Annotated in this window: 16 protein-coding genes; 8 read left to right on the top strand and 8 right to left on the bottom strand. The window is 70.3% G+C overall.

Annotated elements, in window-relative coordinates; translation table 11 throughout:
• The first annotated feature begins 58 nt into the window (after positions 1-58).
• The 3 genes from trxB to ACFYE3_RS08210 all read left to right on the top strand — a co-directional run bounded on the left by trxB (position 59) and on the right by ACFYE3_RS08210 (position 2,887).
• A complete protein-coding gene (gene trxB, locus ACFYE3_RS08220) occupies positions 59-1,090 on the top strand; it encodes a thioredoxin-disulfide reductase (RefSeq protein ID WP_387607859.1) in 1,032 nt (343 codons plus the stop codon).
• A 106-nt stretch (positions 1,091-1,196) separates the two neighbouring features.
• A complete protein-coding gene (gene trxA / locus ACFYE3_RS08215) occupies positions 1,197-1,562 on the top strand; it encodes a thioredoxin (protein ID WP_387607938.1) in 366 nt (121 codons plus the stop codon).
• A gap of 116 nt (positions 1,563-1,678) precedes the next feature.
• Positions 1,679-2,887 (top strand): peptidoglycan-binding protein, encoded by a 1,209-nt coding sequence (locus tag ACFYE3_RS08210; protein ID WP_387607857.1) that lies wholly within the window; start codon positions 1,679-1,681, stop codon positions 2,885-2,887.
• A gap of 80 nt (positions 2,888-2,967) precedes the next feature.
• On the opposite strand, the gene ACFYE3_RS08205 is transcribed toward ACFYE3_RS08210, so the two are convergent.
• The 8 genes from ACFYE3_RS08205 to rpmH all read right to left on the bottom strand — a co-directional run bounded on the left by ACFYE3_RS08205 (position 2,968) and on the right by rpmH (position 9,636).
• Complete coding sequence (locus ACFYE3_RS08205) at positions 2,968-4,149, bottom strand: ParB/RepB/Spo0J family partition protein (RefSeq protein ID WP_387607855.1); 1,182 nt, start codon at positions 4,147-4,149, stop codon at positions 2,968-2,970.
• Positions 4,150-4,865: 716 nt separating this feature from the next.
• The gene (locus tag ACFYE3_RS08200) at positions 4,866-5,762 is read right to left on the bottom strand and encodes a ParA family protein (RefSeq protein WP_368821455.1); all 897 of its coding nucleotides are present in this window, start codon (positions 5,760-5,762) and stop codon (positions 4,866-4,868) included.
• Positions 5,763-6,083: 321 nt separating this feature from the next.
• Positions 6,084-6,755 carry a 16S rRNA (guanine(527)-N(7))-methyltransferase RsmG gene (gene rsmG / locus ACFYE3_RS08195; RefSeq protein WP_387607853.1) on the bottom strand — a complete coding sequence of 224 codons (672 nt, stop codon included), beginning with the start codon at positions 6,753-6,755 and terminating at the stop codon, positions 6,084-6,086.
• Entirely contained in the window at positions 6,755-7,468 is a 714-nt protein-coding gene (locus ACFYE3_RS08190; RefSeq protein WP_387607851.1) for a Jag family protein, read from the bottom strand. Before ACFYE3_RS08190 ends, rsmG begins: the two co-directional genes overlap by 1 nt.
• A gap of 85 nt (positions 7,469-7,553) precedes the next feature.
• Positions 7,554-8,540 (bottom strand): membrane protein insertase YidC, encoded by a 987-nt coding sequence (yidC, locus tag ACFYE3_RS08185; RefSeq protein WP_368821459.1) that lies wholly within the window; start codon positions 8,538-8,540, stop codon positions 7,554-7,556.
• Positions 8,537-8,977, bottom strand: a complete 441-nt coding sequence (yidD, locus tag ACFYE3_RS08180; RefSeq protein ID WP_368821460.1) for a membrane protein insertion efficiency factor YidD — start codon at positions 8,975-8,977, stop codon at positions 8,537-8,539. The genes yidC and yidD overlap by 4 nt, the downstream gene beginning before the upstream one ends.
• Positions 8,974-9,396 carry a ribonuclease P protein component gene (rnpA, locus tag ACFYE3_RS08175; RefSeq protein ID WP_387607848.1) on the bottom strand — a complete coding sequence of 141 codons (423 nt, stop codon included), beginning with the start codon at positions 9,394-9,396 and terminating at the stop codon, positions 8,974-8,976. The genes yidD and rnpA overlap by 4 nt, the downstream gene beginning before the upstream one ends.
• A gap of 102 nt (positions 9,397-9,498) precedes the next feature.
• A complete protein-coding gene (rpmH, locus tag ACFYE3_RS08170) occupies positions 9,499-9,636 on the bottom strand; it encodes a 50S ribosomal protein L34 (protein WP_019181680.1) in 138 nt (45 codons plus the stop codon).
• A gap of 658 nt (positions 9,637-10,294) precedes the next feature.
• Between rpmH and dnaA the strand changes: the two genes are divergently transcribed.
• The 5 genes from dnaA to gyrB all read left to right on the top strand — a co-directional run bounded on the left by dnaA (position 10,295) and on the right by gyrB (position 17,971).
• Entirely contained in the window at positions 10,295-11,878 is a 1,584-nt protein-coding gene (gene dnaA / locus ACFYE3_RS08165; protein ID WP_387607936.1) for a chromosomal replication initiator protein DnaA, read from the top strand.
• Positions 11,879-12,499: 621 nt separating this feature from the next.
• A complete protein-coding gene (dnaN, locus tag ACFYE3_RS08160; protein ID WP_387607844.1) occupies positions 12,500-13,624 on the top strand; it encodes a DNA polymerase III subunit beta in 1,125 nt (374 codons plus the stop codon).
• Positions 13,625-13,660: 36 nt separating this feature from the next.
• Positions 13,661-14,872 (top strand): DNA replication/repair protein RecF, encoded by a 1,212-nt coding sequence (gene recF, locus ACFYE3_RS08155; protein WP_387607843.1) that lies wholly within the window; start codon positions 13,661-13,663, stop codon positions 14,870-14,872.
• On the top strand, positions 14,869-15,534 hold the full coding sequence (locus ACFYE3_RS08150) for a DUF721 domain-containing protein (protein ID WP_387607841.1): 666 nt from the start codon (positions 14,869-14,871) through the stop codon (positions 15,532-15,534). The genes recF and ACFYE3_RS08150 overlap by 4 nt, the downstream gene beginning before the upstream one ends.
• 349 nt (positions 15,535-15,883) lie before the next feature.
• Positions 15,884-17,971 carry a DNA topoisomerase (ATP-hydrolyzing) subunit B gene (gene gyrB / locus ACFYE3_RS08145; protein ID WP_387607839.1) on the top strand — a complete coding sequence of 696 codons (2,088 nt, stop codon included), beginning with the start codon at positions 15,884-15,886 and terminating at the stop codon, positions 17,969-17,971.
• Positions 17,972-17,993: the final 22 nt, after the last annotated feature.

Here is a 17,993-nt window from a genome sequence, read left to right as displayed (position 1 = left end):
CAGTGGTCCCTGCGGTCGGCGTGCCCGGCCGCTTCTTGTACGGAAGGTCTGCAGAACAGTGAGCCCCGACTTCGGTCCCGTGATCAACGCCCTGAACCTCGTTCCCCCGACCGGCGAGCCGACGGCCGGCGCGGACGACGAGACCGTCCACGAGGTGATCATCGTGGGATCCGGCCCCGCCGGGTACACCGCGGCCGTCTACGCGGCGCGCGCCAACCTCCACCCCATCGTGTTCGCCGGGTCCGTGACCGCGGGCGGTGAGCTGATGAACACGACCGAGGTGGAGAACTACCCGGGGTTCATCCACGGCATCCAGGGCCCGGAACTGATGTCCAACATGCAGCAGCAGGCGGAGCGCTTCGGCGCCGACATCCGCTACGAGGACGTCGTGGCCCTCGAGCTCGAGGGCGAGGTCAAGACCGTGACCCTCGAGGACGGCTCCGTGCACCGCGCCCACGCGGTGATCCTCGCGACCGGCTCCGCGTACCGGGAGCTCGGTCTGCCGGACGAGAAGCGGCTCTCCGGCCACGGCGTGAGCTGGTGCGCCACCTGCGACGGGTTCTTCTTCAAGGAGCAGCACATCGCGGTGGTGGGCGGCGGGGACTCCGCCCTCGAGGAGGCGACGTTCCTCTCCCGCTTCGCCTCCAAGGTCACCATCATCCACCGGCGGGACAGCTTCCGCGCGTCCGAGATCATGCAGCAGCGCGCCTTCGAGGACCCCAAGATCGAGGTCCTCTGGAACGCCGAGGTGGTGGGCATCAACGGCGAGGAGAAGGTCCGCTCCGTCACCGTCCGCGACACGGAGTCCAAGCAGAGCACGGAGCTGCCCGTGACGGGGCTGTTCGTCGCCATCGGCTCCGATCCGCGCACGTCCCTGGTCGAGGACCAGCTCGAGCTCACGGTGGACGGCACCATCGCGGTGGACGGCCGCAGCTCCACCACGAGCCTCGCCGGGGTCTTCGCCGCGGGCGACGTCGTGGACGCCACCTACCGCCAGGCCATCACCGCCGCGGGCTCCGGATGCGTCGCAGCCGTCGACACCGAGCACTACCTCGCCGCTCTGCACGACCGCTCGGTCCTGCACAGCTGAGCCGTCCCGGTCAGGGCGCCTGCCGGCGCCCTGACCGGCATGGGTCACAATAGAACCAGATCCGCCTCCCGCACGATTTCCACCCAGAGCGGTCCGGGCACGCCGACTGCGTGCCCGGCGCCGGACAAGGAGAAACATGAGCGCCGCCAAGAACGTCACCGACGCCGACTTCCGCACCGAGGTCCTCGAGTCGGACAAGCCCGTCATCGTCGACTTCTGGGCCGAGTGGTGCGGCCCCTGCCGCATGGTCGGCCCGGTCCTCGACGCGATCGCCGCCGAGCACGCCGGGACCGTCGAGGTCGTGAAGCTCAACGTCGACGAGAACCCCGCCGTCGCCTCCCAGTACGGCATCACGTCGATCCCGGCCATCTACCTCTTCTCCGGCGGTGAGGTGGTCAAGAAGGCCATCGGCGCGAAGCCGAAGAGCGCCCTCGAGAAGGAGTTCGCCGACTACCTCGTCGCCGGGAACTGAGCGGTTCCACCGTCATCTGCGACACCTCGGGCTCGTCCGCCCCTCCCCCGTCCGGGGAGGGGCGGACGAGCCGCTGTCCTGGCACCCCGCCGACCCCTCCGACCCGTGGGACTTCCGTGAACAACGACGACACCGAACCGATGCTTCGCCGGACCATGACGAGCCGGCGGGTGGTGAGCCTGCGCGAGCGGCTCCTCCGGGCCGGCGTCACCGTCGCCTACCTCGCGCCGCAGGACGTCAACAACCCCTCCTACTTCGACGACCACGTCGACGCCGCCGTGCGGGCCTTCCAGCAGGAGCGCGGGCTGATCGTCGACGGCCTGGTGGGCCCGGAGACCGACCGGTGCCTCAACGAGGCGCAGTACGCCCTGGGCGACCGCCCGCTCTACGCCGACGAGGACCACCCCCTCCGGGGCGACGACGTCAACATGCTTCAGCACAACCTTTCACGGTTGGGTTTTTACTACGGTCCCCTCAACGGGGTGTTCGGCACCAGCACGCACCACGCGGTCATGGAGCTCCAGCAGAGCCTCGGACTCGGGACCACCGGCGTGGTGGACCGCGAGACCATCGCCGCCCTCGCCCGGATCAACAAGAACATCACTTCCTCCAAGGCATTCTCCCTGCGCGAGTACCACCGCCTGGAGCGCGCCACGTCCGCCCTGCGCGGCCGCTCCGTGGTGCTCGTTCCCTCCGGGGCCGCCGGTCAGCAGCCGCCCGCGGCGGCGGCGCCGGACTTCCGGGACCGCGCCGACGAGGTAACCTGCGACGTCGCCCTCCGGGCCTTCGAGCTGCTGCGCGAGATCGGGGCGGAACCCGCGGTGGTCTCTCCGGGTGGGGCGCTCCGTGACCGCCTCGGCGGGCCCGTGCCGACCGTCGACTCCGTCCAGGAGGTCGTCACCGGGGGCCGCACGGACGCTGTGGTGGTCACCCTGCACTGCGACTGGAACGCTGCCCCCGCCGCCGGCGGCGTGGCCTCCTACTACTGGGGCGAGCAGGACCGATCGGAGATCTACTCCCCCATCGGCGAACGGGCCGCCGTGGTCGTGCTTAAGGAGATGGTCGCCCGGACGGGCGCCCTCGACCTCGGCACCCACGCCCGGCAGTGGGACCTCCTGCGGTCCCACGACGCGCCGACCATCTGGCTCGACCTCGGCTATCTCTCCAGCCCGGCAGACCGCGCCGCCCTCGCGGACCCCGAGCACCGGAACCATCTCGCGGAGGCCGTCGTCTTCGGGCTGCAGCGCATGTTCCTGCTCGCCGAGGACGACGTCCCCACGGGCACCATGAGCGTCGACGACGTCGCCGAGTACAACGGACGCTGAACCCGCTGGCGACCCCCTCGCCCATGAGGAAGCCCCGGTGTTCCACGTGGAACACCGGGGCTTCCTCCATGGCGAGGGAACTAGGAGCGGTCCATCCCCGGGTCGAGCACCTCGATGATCCGGTTCAGGTCCTCCACGGAGGCGAACTCGATGGTCATCCTGCCCTTGCGGGCGCCCAGGGCGATCCGGACGCTGGTGTCCAGACGGTCGGAGAACGCCTCCGCGATGTAGTCCAGCCGCTCCTTGTTCCGACCGACCGGAGCAGTCTTCCGCTGCGGTTTGCGCTCCCCCGCCTCCGTGAGCTGGACGGCCTCTTCCGTGACACGGACGGAGAGGCCCTCCGCCACGATGCGCTGCGCAAGCCGCTCCATCTCCGCCGGATCGGCGAGGGACAGCAGAGCGCGTGCGTGTCCCGAGGAGAGCACACCGGCCGCCACCCGGCGCTGGACGAGCGGCGGCAGCCGGAGCAGGCGGATCGTGTTGCTGATCTGTGGCCGCGAGCGGCCGATGCGCCGGGAGAGCTCCTCCTGCGTGGTGCCGAACTCCTCCAGCAGCTGCTGATAGGCGGCGGCCTCCTCCAACGGGTTCAGCTGGCTGCGGTGCAGGTTCTCGAGCAGGGCGTCCCGGAGGAGGTCGTCGTCAGCGGTCTCCCGGACGATCGCCGGGATGGTGGGAAGCCCGGCGCGCTGGGTGGCACGCCACCGGCGCTCTCCCATGACCAGCTCGTACGACTGCTCACCGTCCTCCCTGGTGGGACGCACCACGATGGGCTGCAGCACCCCGAGCTCGCCGATGGAGTACGCCAGTTCCGCCAGTTCCTCGTCGTCGAAGATCTGGCGCGGTTGCTTGCGATTGGGATGGATGGACGTCACAGGGATCTCGGCGAAGGTGGCGCCCGGCACTGCCGCCAGCGCCTCCCGATCGGTGTCTGTTTCACGTGAAACGTCGGCCTCAGCGCTGTCGGCCGCGCGGGGTGCAGGGATGTTCAGCGTCGGCTCCGGACCGACCGTCTTCCGACGCGCCCGTGCCGGCGCCGCGGTGCCCTCCGTGCTCGATGTGTCGTCCGGGGCGGATGATGTTTCACGCGAAACACCTACGGCGCCGTCCGAGGTCGTCCCCAGGGGTGCTGACGGGGCGTCGGCGAGGAAGGGCGACTCCCCGTCCTCCGACGTGCTCGTCGAGGGCAGGAAGAACATGTCGGACGGACGGCTGACCAGGGTCGTGTTGCGCAGCGCCTCGCCCATGTCCATGCGCGCCTTCATGGCCTTCTGCCGCGCCGCAGGGCTGACAGACCTGCCGCGAGTTCCCCCTGCAAGTCGCTTCTTGGACTCTGCTGTCGCCGTCCGGTCCGGGGCGTCGTCGACATCGCCGGCGTCCAAACCCACCTCGGACCGGTCGGCTTCGGGGGACCCGGTGTCTTCGGGGGACCCGGTGTCTTCGGAGAGCTCAGGAATCTCGGGTGTTCGGGCGGCCGAGTCCGGCGACTGCGAGGCCTTCTCGGTCGTGGCGCGTGACCCGTCACCGCGCTTCGTACTGGCCGGGTCGGGATCACCCGACCCGGCAGACGCCACCTCGCGCTCCGTTGCGGAGGTGGGGCGCGCCGAAGGGCCCCCGCCGGAGCGGGGCGTTTCACGTGAAACATCAGACGTCGCGGAAGCGGTGCCATTGGCCTCGCCCACATTCTTCGACGGTGTCGTCGCCGTGCCGGGCCCCGGCTCGTGCCTTGCCGGGGTTTCGGTGGCGGGCGCACTCGGAATGAGTGCTCCCAGTCCTCGGCCCAGACCACGTCGTCGTTCGCTCACGGTGTTCCTCTCCCTCGCCCGGCAATCCGGACAATTCTAGCCGAACCGACCATTCCGACGTGCCGTTTCACGTGGAACGCGACGAGCCCGTCACGTTCCCCGGAGCCGGGCACAGCACGACGCCCGCCTCCGGAAGGAGGCGGGCGTCGTACGGGGGAGAGGGCAGAACGAATGCGTCAGCGCTGGGAGCGCTGGGCGATCTCGGCCGCAGCCTCCAGGTAGGAGAGCGCTCCCGTGGAGCTGGGGTCGTAGCTGATGACGCTCTGCTGATAGCTCGGCGCCTCGGAGATGCGCACCGAGCGGGGGATCATGGTCTCCAGGACCTCGGCGGGGAAGTGGTTTCGCACCTCTTCGGCCACCTGCGAGGCGAGATTGGTGCGACCGTCGTACATGGTCAGCAGGATCGTCGACACCGACAGCTCCGGATTGAGATGCTTCTGGATCATCTCGATGTTCTTGAGCAGCTGGCTGAGACCTTCGAGCGCGTAGTACTCGCACTGGATGGGGATCAGCACCTCGGTGGCCGCCACGAACGCGTTGAGGGTCAGCAGGCCGAGGCTCGGCGGGCAGTCGATGAAGACGTAGTCGAGCCGCTCCAGTCCGTCGGCCTCGCGCTGCTTCGCGTAGGCCTCGAGCGCCCGGCGCAGCCGGTGCTCCCGCGCGACCATGGAGACGAGCTCGATCTCCGCGCCGGCCAGGTCGATGGTGGCCGGGACGACCCACAGGTTGTCGGCCTCGCCGGACGGCTTCACCGCCTCGGCGATGGGCATCTCGTCGATGAGCACGTCGTAGGTGCTGTCCACCTCGGAGTGGTGCTCCACCCCGAGAGCCGTCGAAGCGTTGCCCTGGGGATCGTTGTCGATGACGAGCACGTTCTGTCCCTGGCGGGCGAGGGCGACAGCGATGTTCACCGATGTGCTGGTCTTGCCCACGCCGCCCTTCTGATTGCTGATCGTGAAGATCCGCGTTGCGGCGGGCTTCTCCAGCTGGATCTTTTTCAGCCTGGCGCGTCGCCTGGTCTCCTCCACGAGCTTCCTCCCCAGCGGCGTGTCCTCCGCCATCGTTGTGGTCATCTTCGGCAGCTGTCCGTCCGTTTCACGTGAAACACGAGTGCCCCGGTCGGGAACAACCCTGATCGATTGATCAAGCGGATCGGGGGGAAACTCAGCGTCGAAGCCCTGCGGGCTTCCCGCGCCGTCGTCGATCGGCATCTGACTGCGCACCTTCCCGGTTCGTCTTGAACTCGTTCCGTCGGAGCACGCCTCCCGGAGGGGAGGGGCGCCTGGGGCCGCGCCGCAGGTCAGATCGCCGTCGGCCCGGGGCCGAGCTCGGCGCACCGCCCGTGGCACACTCCTCCCAGCCTACCGTCGACGCCGGGCAGCAGTCGGCGGTGCTCAGAGACGGACCCGGACCACCGTGGTGGGCTCCTCGAGCAGCCCCTCGCCGGCCGGGACGATCTCGGTGGACCGGACGCCCAGGCGGTCCAGCTTCTTCTGCGCCTTGCGCACCTCGTCCGCCGCGGACCGCCCCTTGAGGGCGAGGAGCTCGCCGGTGCCCCGCAGCAGGGGCAGGGTGATGTCCACGAGGCCCACCAGGGCCGAGACCGCCCGGGCGGTGACCACGTCGATCTCGCCGACGTCGTCCTTGGCCTGCTCGGCACGGGCCCGCAGCACGTGCACGTTCGTGAGTCCGAGGTCGGCCACGACCTCGTCCAGCCACTGCACCCGCCGCTCCAGAGGCTCGATGAGCGTGATCCGCAGGTCGGGGCGGGCCAGGGCGAGGCAGAGCCCGGGCAGGCCGGCGCCGGAGCCGACGTCGGCCACGCGGGCGCCGCTCGGGATGAGCTCCTCCACCACGGCGCAGTTGAGCACGTGGCGGCTCCAGAGCCGGGGCACCTCTCGGGGACCGATGAGCCCCCGGACGATGCCCGAGGACGCCAGGTGCGCCACGTAGCGCTCCGCCAGGGGCAGCCGCTCGCCGAACAGCCGCTCGGCGGCGTGCCGTTCCCGGTCGTCCGGGACCGGCGGCGCCTGCGGGGCGGGGGAGGGTCGCTGCTCCTCGGACATCAGCCCCGGGCGACGGACACGACGATGTGCCGGGCCGTCCCCTCGCCCTCGGACTCGCTGACGAGACCCTGCTCGGCGACCACGTCGTGCACGATCTTGCGCTCGTAGGCGGACAGAGGGTCGAGGTGCACGCGCTGCCCGCTCTCCTGCGCCTCGCGCACGGCTGCGCGCGCCAGGTCCTGGAGCTCACCGGCCCGGCGGAGGCGGTAGCCGCCGATGTCGAGCACCAGGCGGGATCGGCGGTCGGTGGCCGCGAGGACCGAGAGCCGCAGGAGCTCCTGGAGGGCCTCCAGGACCTCCCCGTCCTCGCCGACCAGCACCGCGAGACCCTCGACGTCGTCCCCGTCGGCCACGACCGACAGGTAGGTGCGACCGTCGCGGACCTCGATGTCGATGTCGCCGTCGAGGTCCGCCGTGTCCAGCAGCTCCTCGAGGTAGTCGGCCGCGATCTCGCCCTCCTCCTCGAGCGGGTCGGTCGCCGCGCCGTCCTCGTCGTCGCGGTTCCCGGCGGATCCCGGCTCGGAGGCCGGTCGGTCGGTGCCCGGGGTCTCCGGGGCGGGCGTCTCCGGGACGGAGGTCTCCGGGACGGGGGCGTTCGAGGCAGGGAGCTCCGAGGCGGGAGTCTCCGTCCGGGCGGCCTGTGCGGCGTCGTCGCGCGGCGCGGCGTGCTGCCCGTCGTCGGCGTCCTGGGTGGTCTGCCGGATGTCGGTCATGTCGTCTCCTGAGGCCGTGGAGGCACGGGGCCGGGTTCGCCGGCCCCGTGCGGGGAGGGGGTCGGGCCGGTTCGACCGGCCGCGGTCATCGCGCCTGTTTCCGCTTCGCCTGCTGCCTCTGGCGCTTCTTGCCGACCGGCTGCTGACGCTGCCCGGCGGCGGCGCGGGCACGCTGCTCCTCGATGTCGGCCTCGTGCTCCTCCACGGTCTTGCCGACCGGGGGGAGACCCTTGGCGGCCCGGCGCTCGTTGAGCTCCTGCTCGGCCTGCGAACCGGGGGTCGGGTTGTTGCGGATGACCCACCACTGCTGGCCCATGGACCAGACGTTGGAGACGGTCCAGTAGATGAGGACACCGATGGGGAAGTTGATGCCGCCGATCGCGAAGACCAGCGGGAACAGGTACAGCATCATCTGCTGCTGGCGGTACATGGGGGAGGCCTTGGCGGCCTCGCTCATGTTCTTGGCCGTCAGCTGCTTCTGGGTGAAGAACTGCGAGGCGGACATCGCGATGATCATCACGATCGCCAGGAGGATCGTGGCCACGTGGTTGCCGTCGCCCGGGTTGAGCAGCGTCGAGAACAGCGGGGCCCCGAAGAAGGTGGCCTCGTTGAAGGACTGCACGGTGGCCGCGTTCAGGACGTGCACGCCCTCGCCGGCGGCCGCCGACTTGGGCACTCCGTTGAGGACCTGGAACAGCCCGAAGAAGATCGGCATCTGCACCAGGATGGGCAGGCAGGCGGAGAACGGGTTGGAGCCGTGGCTCTTGTAGAGCTCCATCTGCTCCTGGGCCATGGCCTGCCGGGACAGCTGGTCCTTCTTGCCCTTGTACTTGGCCTGGAGCTTCGCCATCTCGGGCTGCAGCTCCTGCATGCCGCGCATGGACTTGATCTGCTTGAGGAACAGCGGGATGGTCAGCGTGCGCATGACCAGGGTCAGGCCCACGATGCACAGCACCCAGGTGATGCCCGCGGCGGGGTCCATCCCGATGGCCGTGAGCATCTCGTGGAACACCCACAGCACGGCGGAGACGACCCACCTGAAGGGGAAGAGGATCATTTCGAACAGGTTCATGGGGAAGGCTCTCCTTGGGCCGCGGGGCCGGTGCCTCCGGCGGGGTGGTGCTGGTGGCGCTCGGCAAGGGTGGGATGGTTCAGCAGGACGATCCGGGGAAGGGACGCGAAGTCGGGGAAGACCCGACCTCCGTCCGGGACCCTGTCGATCCCACCCGCCGCCCAGGGGTGGCAGCGGAGGAGCCTGCGGACGCTGAGGCCCAGGCCGCGCACGGCGCCGTGCACCGTGACGGACTCGAGGGCGTAGGCCGAGCAGGAGGGGAAGTACCGGCAGACGTCCCCGTACAGGGGGGAGACGATGGTCCGGTAGAGCTTGAGACCCGCGATGAGCGCGTTCTGCGGCAGGAACCACAGGACCTGCCACGCCGACGCGGGGCGGACGAACTCAGGAGGAGCCGCCGCGAGGAGGTCCTCGGGCGCGTGAGCGTGCTCGCTCATGACTCCGGCTCCTCCCGTGCGGGTCGTCGGTCTGGTGCGGTGGTCGTCGTCCCGGCGGTCCCGGCGGTCCCGGAGAACCCCGCCCGCGCGGACGCCGTCCGCCACGCCTTCGCGTAGTCGGCGGCGAGCTCCGCCCAGTCCGCGCGGGCGGCGGGCGGCAGTGCGCGCACCACGACGTCGTAACCGTACGGGGCCTGCCTGACCGTGGTCTGGGCGAGCTCCCGGAGGCGTCGTTTCACCTTGTTGCGGCGCACGGCGTTGCCCACGGCCTTCGAGACGACGAAGCCGAACCGGGCCGGTCGCTCCTCGCCGGTGGGACGCACATAGACGACGACGTTCCGGCGCCCGTTGCGGGCGCCGGAACGCGTGGTGGCCGAGAACTGGACCGAGGTCCGGATCCGGTGCTGGTCAGGCAGCACGGTCCCGCTCCTGCGCAGCCGACAGCTCAGGCGACTCCGGCACGGCGACGACCGCCCGTCGCGGGGCGGTCGTCGGAAGCGCCGGCGCCGACACGGACCGGCTCAGGCGGAGAGCTCGGTGCGGCCCTTGCTGCGGCGGGCGGCGAGGATGGCGCGACCGGCGCGGGTGCGCATCCGGGCACGGAAGCCGTGCTTCTTGGCGCGACGGCGGTTATTCGGCTGAAAAGTCCGCTTGCTCACTGGTTACTCCAAAGGCGTCAGGGTGTGCGCCCGTCCTCGTGCTCGTCCGCACCGGTTCGGCGCGGAGGAAAGGGACGGTCACAGCGGTGCTGGTGGATGCGTCCGAGCATGCGGATGGGCATGACAGTGGACACAAAAGACTACTTCACCCTAGACAACGGGCAGGGGAGGGTCAAATCAGCGTGGGGTGGCCGCAGGCCCCGGCGCTGCCGGCAGGAGTGCGGGGCGGCGGGGGAGGAGCCGGATCGGGCGGGGGTGGAGTGCTGGACCGGGCACGGGGAGGCCCGGTGCCGCTGTGCAGTCCACATCCTACCCACAGCTGTGCACCGATCTTCATCACATCCTGTGGAAAACCGGTCCGGCCGGAGCCGCGGAACCACGCGGATCAGGCCCCGAACTACACGTCTGTAGTTCCCGGAGCGCCCGGAAAACGGCTATGAACTGCTCTGACGCATGTTCTAGGCTGGCACTCGCGGCTGGCCCCCGACAGCTTTTCCACCGTTGTGAACAACGCTGTGGACAAGATCCCCGCCGAGGGGCCGGGACGACCTGTCCACCGCCTCGTCATCCCGACGACATCTCGACGACAGCAGGAGTACGCGTGGGCACGCAGGACAATCAGGCGCTCAGTGCGCAGTGGGCCGAATGCGTGCAGTACATGTACGAGGACCCGATGACCACGGGGCGCTACCGGGGGTTCATCTCCCTGGCCCAGCCCCAGGGCCTCATCGGCACCACGCTGCTCGTCGCGGTCCCGAACGAGCTCACCCGCGAGTTCTTCCAGAACCAGATGGCCTCCGTGCTCCGGTCCTCCGTGGGCCGTGCCTTCAGTCCCGAGACGCTCGTGGCGTTCGTGGTGGACGCCGACCTCGAGACCGCCCCCGCGCCGGAGGCCGGGGCCTCGGCGCCCACCGCGGCCCTGCCCCCGATCAGCGAGCTCGAGGCGGAGCGCAACCGCACCGACCTGCCCGCGCGGGTCGACCACGCGGACACCGCCGACGCGGTGGAGGTCGACCAGTGGACGACCGGTCTCGACCGGCAGCCCGTGGGTCTCATGGCTCCGCCCCCGGAGCCGGCACCCCGCTCCGGACCCGGCCCCGCCGACCGGACCCTGCCGCCGCCCCGGGACCCGCAGGCCGCGCCGCCCCGCCGTGCCGTCCAGGACACCGGCACCGCTCCTGCCGTGGTGGGGGAGTGGGACAGCTCCGCGCGGCTGAACCCCAAGTACGTCTTCGACTCCTTCGTGATCGGCCAGTCCAACCGGTTCGCCCACGCCGCGGCGTTCGCGGTGGCCGAGACCCCGGCCAAGGCCTACAACCCCCTGTTCATCTACGGGGAGTCGGGGCTGGGCAAGACGCACCTGCTGCACGCGATCGGCCACTACGCCAAGCGTCTCTACCCCCAGGTGCGGGTGCGCTACGTGAACTCGGAGGAGTTCACCAACGACTTCATCAACTCGATCCGCGACGACGAGGGCTCCTCCTTCAAGGAGATCTACCGCAACGTGGACATGCTGCTGATCGACGACATCCAGTTCCTCGCGGGCAAGGAGCACACGCAGGAGGAGTTCTTCCACACCTTCAACGCGCTGCACAACCACGAGAAGCAGATCGTGATCACCTCCGACATGCCGCCCAAGCAGCTCACCGGCTTCGCCGAGCGCATGCGCTCCCGCTTCGAGTGGGGCCTGATCACCGACGTGCAGCCCCCGGAGCTGGAGACGCGCATCGCGATCCTGCGCAAGAAGGCCACGAGCGAGGGCATGGACGCCCCCGACGACGTGCTCGAGTACATCGCCTCCCACATCTCAACCAACATCCGCGAGCTCGAGGGCGCCCTGATCCGGGTCACCGCGTTCGCCTCGCTGAACAAGCAGTCGGTGGACCTGCCCCTGGCCGAGCTGGTGCTCAAGGACCTCATCACCGACGACGGCGCGCAGGAGATCACCGCGGCCTCGATCCTCGCCCAGACCGCGGTCTACTTCGACATCAGCCTGGAGGAGCTGAAGAGCAAGTCCCGCACGCGCACCCTGGTCACCGCCCGGCAGATCGCGATGTACCTGCTGCGCGAGCTCACCGACATGTCCCTGCCCAAGATCGGCCAGGAGCTGGGCGGCCGCGACCACACCACGGTGATGCACGCCGACCGCAAGATCCGGACGCTGATGGCCGAGCGCCGGCAGATCTTCAACCAGGTCACGGAGCTCACCAACCGGATCAAGCAGCAGCAGCGCGAGGGCTGAGCCCGACCCATCCCCTCCTCGAAGGGCTCGGCGGATCACCGCCGGGCCCTTTTTCGTGCAGTTCGTCCACAGGCTCCACCCGCGGGATCCCGGGCCCGCCGGTACCTTCCTGCACAGACTTCCCGCCCTTGTGGAGCGCCTGTGCACAGGCCAGAACCCACACCTGTGGATAAGATTGTGGAATTCCCCGCCCGATCGGTGGAGAACCTCGGTACAACCCGGGGGAGGGCTGTGGAACCCGCGGAACCACGCGGATCTCGTCCACCGGCAGCAGCCGTTTCGGTGGAGCCCGAACCACAGGAACTCAACAGGCCCGGGCCGCCCAGGAGCTGGCCGAGAGGCAGTTATCCACAGATTCCACAAGGGTTATTAACACTCCCATCCTTAAAGAGACATCTGGCCAAACAACAAGATTCCTGGTGCCCCGACGCCGTTCGGGCACCCGAACCACAAGAACGCCGCCACGGGGCGGCCGAATGGCCGTCCCGTGAAACGGACCGATACGATGCAGAGGGCGAAGACCACGTCCGCACCGCTGCACCTCGCGGAGCAGCGGGCACCGGAACCTGTCAGGACCGTGGCTCCGCCCTCCTTGCTCAGACTGAAAGGCAGCAACCTCTCGTGAAGTTCTCCGTCGAACGCGATGTTCTCGCCGAGGCCGTCACCTGGACCGCTCGGTCCCTCTCTCCTCGGCCCCCGGTCCCCGTGCTGTCCGGTCTGCTCATCCGTGCGGAGGGCGGTCAGCTGTCCATCGCGAGCTTCGACTACGAGATCTCGGCGCGGCTGTCGATCAGCGCCGACGTCCAGGAGGAGGGCACCACCCTCGTCTCGGGCCGTCTGCTCGCGGACATCTGCCGGTCCCTGCCGTCCGCCCCGGTCGAGGTGCACGCCGACGAGGGCAAGGTGACCCTGACCTGCCGGTCCTCCCGGTTCAACCTCGCGGCCATGCCGGTCGCCGACTACCCCGAGCTGCCAGCGCTGCCGGACGTCTCCGGCGTGGTGGCCGGCGACGAGTTCGCCCACGCCGTGGCGCAGGTCAACATCGCCGCGAGCAAGGACGACACGCTGCCGATTCTCACCGGCGTCCGCGTGGAGATCGAGGGCGAGAAGATGACGCTGCTCGCCACCGACCGCTACCGGCTCGCGATGCGCGAGCTCACCTGGCGGCCCAGCACCCAGGACATCTCCACGGCCGCGCTCATCAAGGCCCGCACCCTCAACGACATCGCCAAGACCCTCGGCCCGGCCGGGGACATCAACATCGCGCTCTCCGACTCCGCGGAGCTCGTGGGCTTCGAGTCCGGCGGTCGGCGCACCACGAGCCTGCTCATCGACGGCGAGTACCCCAAGATCCGGTCGCTGTTCCCCGAGCACACCCCGATCACCGCGGCGGTGCGGACCACCGACCTCGTCGAGGCCGTCCGGCGCGTCTCGCTCGTGGCCGAGCGCAACACCCCCGTGCGCCTGGCCTTCACCCAGGGGCAGGTGGCCCTGGACGCCGGGACCGGCGAGGACGCCCAGGCCTCGGAGGTCCTCGACGCGCACCTCACGGGCGACGACATCACCGTCGCCTTCAACCCGACGTACCTGTCCGAGGGCCTGCACGCCTTCGCCTCCGACTACGTCCGGTTCTCCTTCACCGCCCCGCCCAAGCCGGCCGTGCTCTCCGCCCAGGCCGAGCCCGAGGGCGAGGACAAGGACGACTACAAGTACCTGCTGATGCCGGTGCGGCTCCCCAGCCAGTGACCGGCCGGCCCGGAACCGGAAGCTGCTGATCCCCGCGTGTTCGTCGACCACCTCTCCCTGCTCGACTACCGGACGTATGCCCATCTGGACATACGTCTCGCTCCCGGGATCACCGTGTTCCTGGGACCGAACGGCGTGGGCAAGACGAACATCGTCGAGGCCCTGGACTACACGGCGGGCCTCTCCTCGCACCGGGTGTCCTCGGACGGTCCGCTGATCCGCTTCGGTGCCGAGCGCGCGATCGTCCGCGTCCGCGTGCGGCGGGGCGGGCAGCAGACGGTCCTGGAGCTCGAGCTCAACGACGGTCGCGCCAACCGGGTGCGCATCAACCGGGCCTTCCCGGTGCGGGCCCGGGACGCGCTCGGCATCGTGCGGACCGTCCTGTTCTCGCCGGAGGACCTGGCCCTGGTGAAGGGTGACCCCTCCCACCGCCGGCGCTTCCTCGACGACCTCGCGAAGTCGATGCGCCCGGTCCTCGCGGGCACCCTGGCCGACTACGAGAAGGTGCTCAGGCAGCGCAACGCGCTGCTGAAGTCGGCCCGCCGGAGCGGCCGGTTCTCGGACACCCACCGGTCGACGCTGGCGGCGTGGAACGACCAGTTCGCCCGCGCCGGGGCCGGCATCCTGCACGCGCGGCTGCAGCTCATCGACGCCCTGGCGCCCCAGGTCGCGACCGCCTACGGCCAGCTCACGGACGGGAGCAAGGAGACGACCCTGCGCTACGTGTCCTCGGTGCTGCCCGAGAGCGCGGCCGGGGACGCCGAACGGCTGCGCGGGTTCACGCGCACGGACCTGCACCAGCTGATCCTCGACGCGTGCGAGGCCTCTGAGCAGCGGGAGCTCGAGCGGGGGCTGACCCTCGTGGGCCCGCACCGCGACGAGCTCGAGCTGCTGCTCGGTGCGGCTCCGGCGCGGGGCTACGCCTCGCACGGGGAGACCTGGTCCTACGCCCTCGCGCTCCGGCTCGGCTCCTGGTACGTGCACCTCGCGGACGACCCCACGGAGGGCGCGGCGCCGATCCTCGTCCTGGACGACGTGTTCGCGGAGCTCGACGCCCGCCGCCGCAGCCGGCTCGCCGCGATCGTGGCCTCCGCGGAGCAGGTGCTCGTGACCGCCGCCGTCGAGGAGGACCTGCCGGCCGAGCTCGTCGCCGGTCCGCACGACGTGGTGCGGGTGGGTCCCGGCACGGCCGTCCGGGACGACGAGCCCGTGCCCACCGGCACCGGGCCGGAGGAGGCGTCGTCGTGACCGGGCCGCAGCACGAGGACGACACTCCCCCCGCCGGGGAGCCCCCGGCACCTCCTGTCCCCGAGACGAACGTCGTGCGGATCGAGGACGAGATCGACGCGCCGGCCGCGCTGCTCACCCGGATGCGCCACGCGGCGGAGGCGCGCGGGGACGGGCGGCTCTACGGCGCGGCCGCGCGGCGCAACCTCAAGGGCTTCGGCGCCGCGATGGAGTCGGCCACCGCGTCGGCGGCCGAGCGCCTCGGCCGTCGGGGCAACGACGTGGACCCGCGGGCGCTCGGCGGGTACTCCGGGGCCGGGCGCTCCGCCCGCGACCCCCGGGGCGTCGGCTCGGTGCTGGACGGGCTCGTGTCCGGGCGCGGCTGGAAGGCGCCGGTCGCCGTGGGCTCGGTGCTCGCCCGCTGGGACGACCTCGTGGGGCCGGGCATCGCCGGGCACTGCCGGCCGGAGAGCTTCGACGAGACCGTGGTGCGGGTCCGGTGCGACTCGACCGCCTACGCCGCCAACCTGCGGCTCATGGTCCCGCAGCTGCTGCGCATGTTCGACGAGCACCTGGGGGAGGGCATCGTCACCCGGATCGAGATCCTCGGTCCCACGGCCCCGAGCTGGAAGCGCGGCCGCCGCTCCGTGCAGGGCCGCGGGCCCCGCGACACGTACGGGTGAGGCCGGCGGCCCCGACCGCTGAGCGGCCTCGTGGCGCGCTGCGGCCCCCCGGGGGCGTCCCGGGGGTGGCGGAGCGGAGGAAAAGTGGTCCTGAGGCCCTTTCCAGGCCGCTCAGAGGGGCCTGGGGGCACCCCGGGGCCTCGGTTTTCCGATAGAATCGGTTCCAGACAGCAATCGACGGACCGGGCCCCTACGGCCGATCGCGGAACCCCGCCCGCGGCGCGGGCACCCGGAGACGTCGACCCGTTCCGACCCTGCACGAGCCGATGAGCCGCCGAACGTCTCATCGGCGTTCTCTTGTGCCGTCCGGAGCGGGACCGGTGTGCCCAACAGGAGGAGCCAGGAACCCGTGGCAACAGAGGATCCGCAGAAGCGCGAGTACGGTGCCGGTGACATCACCGTCCTGGAAGGTCTCGAGGCCGTCCGGAAGCGACCCGGCATGTACATCGGCTCGACCGGCCCGCGGGGGCTGCACCACCTCGTGTACGAGGTGGTCGACAACTCGGTCGACGAGGCCCTGGCGGGCTACTGCGACCACATCGAGATCACCCTCCAGGCCGACGGCGGCGTCAAGGTCGTGGACAACGGCCGCGGGATCCCCGTGGACATCCACCCGACCGAGGGCCGGCCCACCGTCGAGGTCGTCATGACGATCCTGCACGCGGGCGGCAAGTTCGGCGGCGGCGGCTACGCCGTCTCCGGCGGGCTGCACGGCGTGGGCATCTCCGTGGTCAACGCGCTGTCCCGGCGCGTCGAGACCGAGGTGCGGCGCCAGGGCCACGTCTGGCGGATGGTCTTCGCCGACGGCGGCATGCCGCAGGGCGAGCTGGTCCGGGGCGAGGAGACCTCGGAGACCGGCACTACCCAGGTCTTCTACCCGGACCCCGGGATCTTCGAGACCGTCGACTTCGACTTCGAGACGCTGCGGGCCCGCTTCCAGCAGATGGCCTTCCTCAACAAGGGCCTGCGGATCACCCTGACGGACGAGCGGGCCCCGGAGGAGTCCGGGGAGGAGATCGCCGGCTCCGCCTCGGACCGCACCGCCGTCCACGCGGCCGCCGAGCCGGTCGAGGGCCGCGACGGCGGCACCGACGTCGCCCGGCTCAACCACGAGGACGAGGACGGCGCCGGCCACCGCCGGGTCGTCTACAAGTACGACCACGGCCTGCTGGACTACGTGACGTTCCTGAACACGTCCAAGAAGGCCGACCTCGTCCACGACGACGTCATCGCGCTCGAGTCCGAGGACACGGAGCGGAAGATGTCCCTCGAGCTCGCCATGCAGTGGACCACGGCCTACACCGAGTCGGTGCACACGTACGCGAACACGATCAACACCCACGAGGGCGGCACCCACGAGGAGGGCTTCCGCTCGGCGATGACCTCCCTCGTGAACCGCTACGCCCGGGAGAACAAGCTGCTCCGGGACAAGGACGAGAACCTCACCGGCGACGACGTCCGGGAGGGCCTCACGGCCGTCATCTCGATCAAGCTCGCCGAGCCCCAGTTCGAGGGCCAGACGAAGACCAAGCTCGGCAACTCCGAGGCGAAGACCTTCGTCCAGCGCGAGGTGAACAACCGGTTCGGCGACTGGCTCGAGCGCAACCCGGCCGCCGCGCGGGAGATCATCCGCAAGGCCATCAACGCCTCGCAGGCCCGGCTCGCGGCCCGCAAGGCGCGCGAGACCACCCGGCGCAAGGGCCTGCTCGAGTCGGGCGGGATGCCGGGCAAGCTCAAGGACTGCTCGTCCAAGGACCCGTCCCTGTCCGAGATCTACATCGTGGAGGGCGACTCCGCGGGCGGCTCGGCGGTGCAGGGCCGCGACCCCGCGCACCAGGCGATCCTGCCGCTGCGCGGGAAGATCCTCAACGTGGAGCGCGCGCGGCTGGACCGGGCGCTGTCCAACACCGAGGTCCAGTCGATGATCACCGCGTTCGGCGCGGGCATCGGCGACGACTTCGACATCGAGAAGGCCCGGTACCACAAGATCGTGCTGATGGCTGACGCAGACGTGGACGGCCAGCACATCACCACGCTGCTGCTGACGCTGCTGTTCCGGTTCATGCGCCCGCTCATCGAGCACGGCTTCGTCTACCTGGCCCAGCCGCCGCTGTACCGGATCAAGTGGTCCAACGCCCCGCACGACTACGTCTACACGGACGCCGAGCGGGACGAGGCGCTGGCGCGCGGGCTCGCGAACAACCAGCGCATCCCCAAGGACAACGGCATCCAGCGCTACAAGGGCCTCGGCGAGATGGACTACACCGAGCTCTGGGACACCACGATGGATCCCGACCACCGCACCCTGCTGCAGGTGACCATGGAGGACGCGGCCGCCGCCGACCAGATCTTCTCCGTGCTCATGGGCGAGGACGTCGAGTCCCGCCGCGAGTTCATCCAGCAGAACGCCAAGGACATCCGGTTCCTCGACATCTGATCCGCGACATATGTCCTCCCCG

The organism is Kocuria arenosa (genome assembly GCF_042879215.1).
Taxonomy (GTDB): Bacteria; Actinomycetota; Actinomycetes; order Actinomycetales; family Micrococcaceae; genus Kocuria; species Kocuria arenosa.
Note: the sequence above shows the minus strand (reverse complement) of the source record. Positions and strands in the feature narration are given on the sequence as shown.

Coding starts and splice junctions, on each gene's coding strand:
- ACFYE3_RS08190 (WP_387607851.1), bottom strand. CDS start 7,468: ATGACCGACATCCGGCAGACCACCCAGGACGCCGACGACGGGCAGCAC.
- ACFYE3_RS08205 (WP_387607855.1), bottom strand. CDS start 4,149: ATGAAGGCGCGCATGGACATGGGCGAGGCGCTGCGCAACACGACCCTG.
- yidD (WP_368821460.1), bottom strand. CDS start 8,977: ATGAGCGAGCACGCTCACGCGCCCGAGGACCTCCTCGCGGCGGCTCCT.
- ACFYE3_RS08200 (WP_368821455.1), bottom strand. CDS start 5,762: ATGACCACAACGATGGCGGAGGACACGCCGCTGGGGAGGAAGCTCGTG.
- rsmG (WP_387607853.1), bottom strand. CDS start 6,755: ATGTCCGAGGAGCAGCGACCCTCCCCCGCCCCGCAGGCGCCGCCGGTC.
- yidC (WP_368821459.1), bottom strand. CDS start 8,540: ATGAACCTGTTCGAAATGATCCTCTTCCCCTTCAGGTGGGTCGTCTCC.
- dnaA (WP_387607936.1), top strand. CDS start 10,295: ATGTACGAGGACCCGATGACCACGGGGCGCTACCGGGGGTTCATCTCC.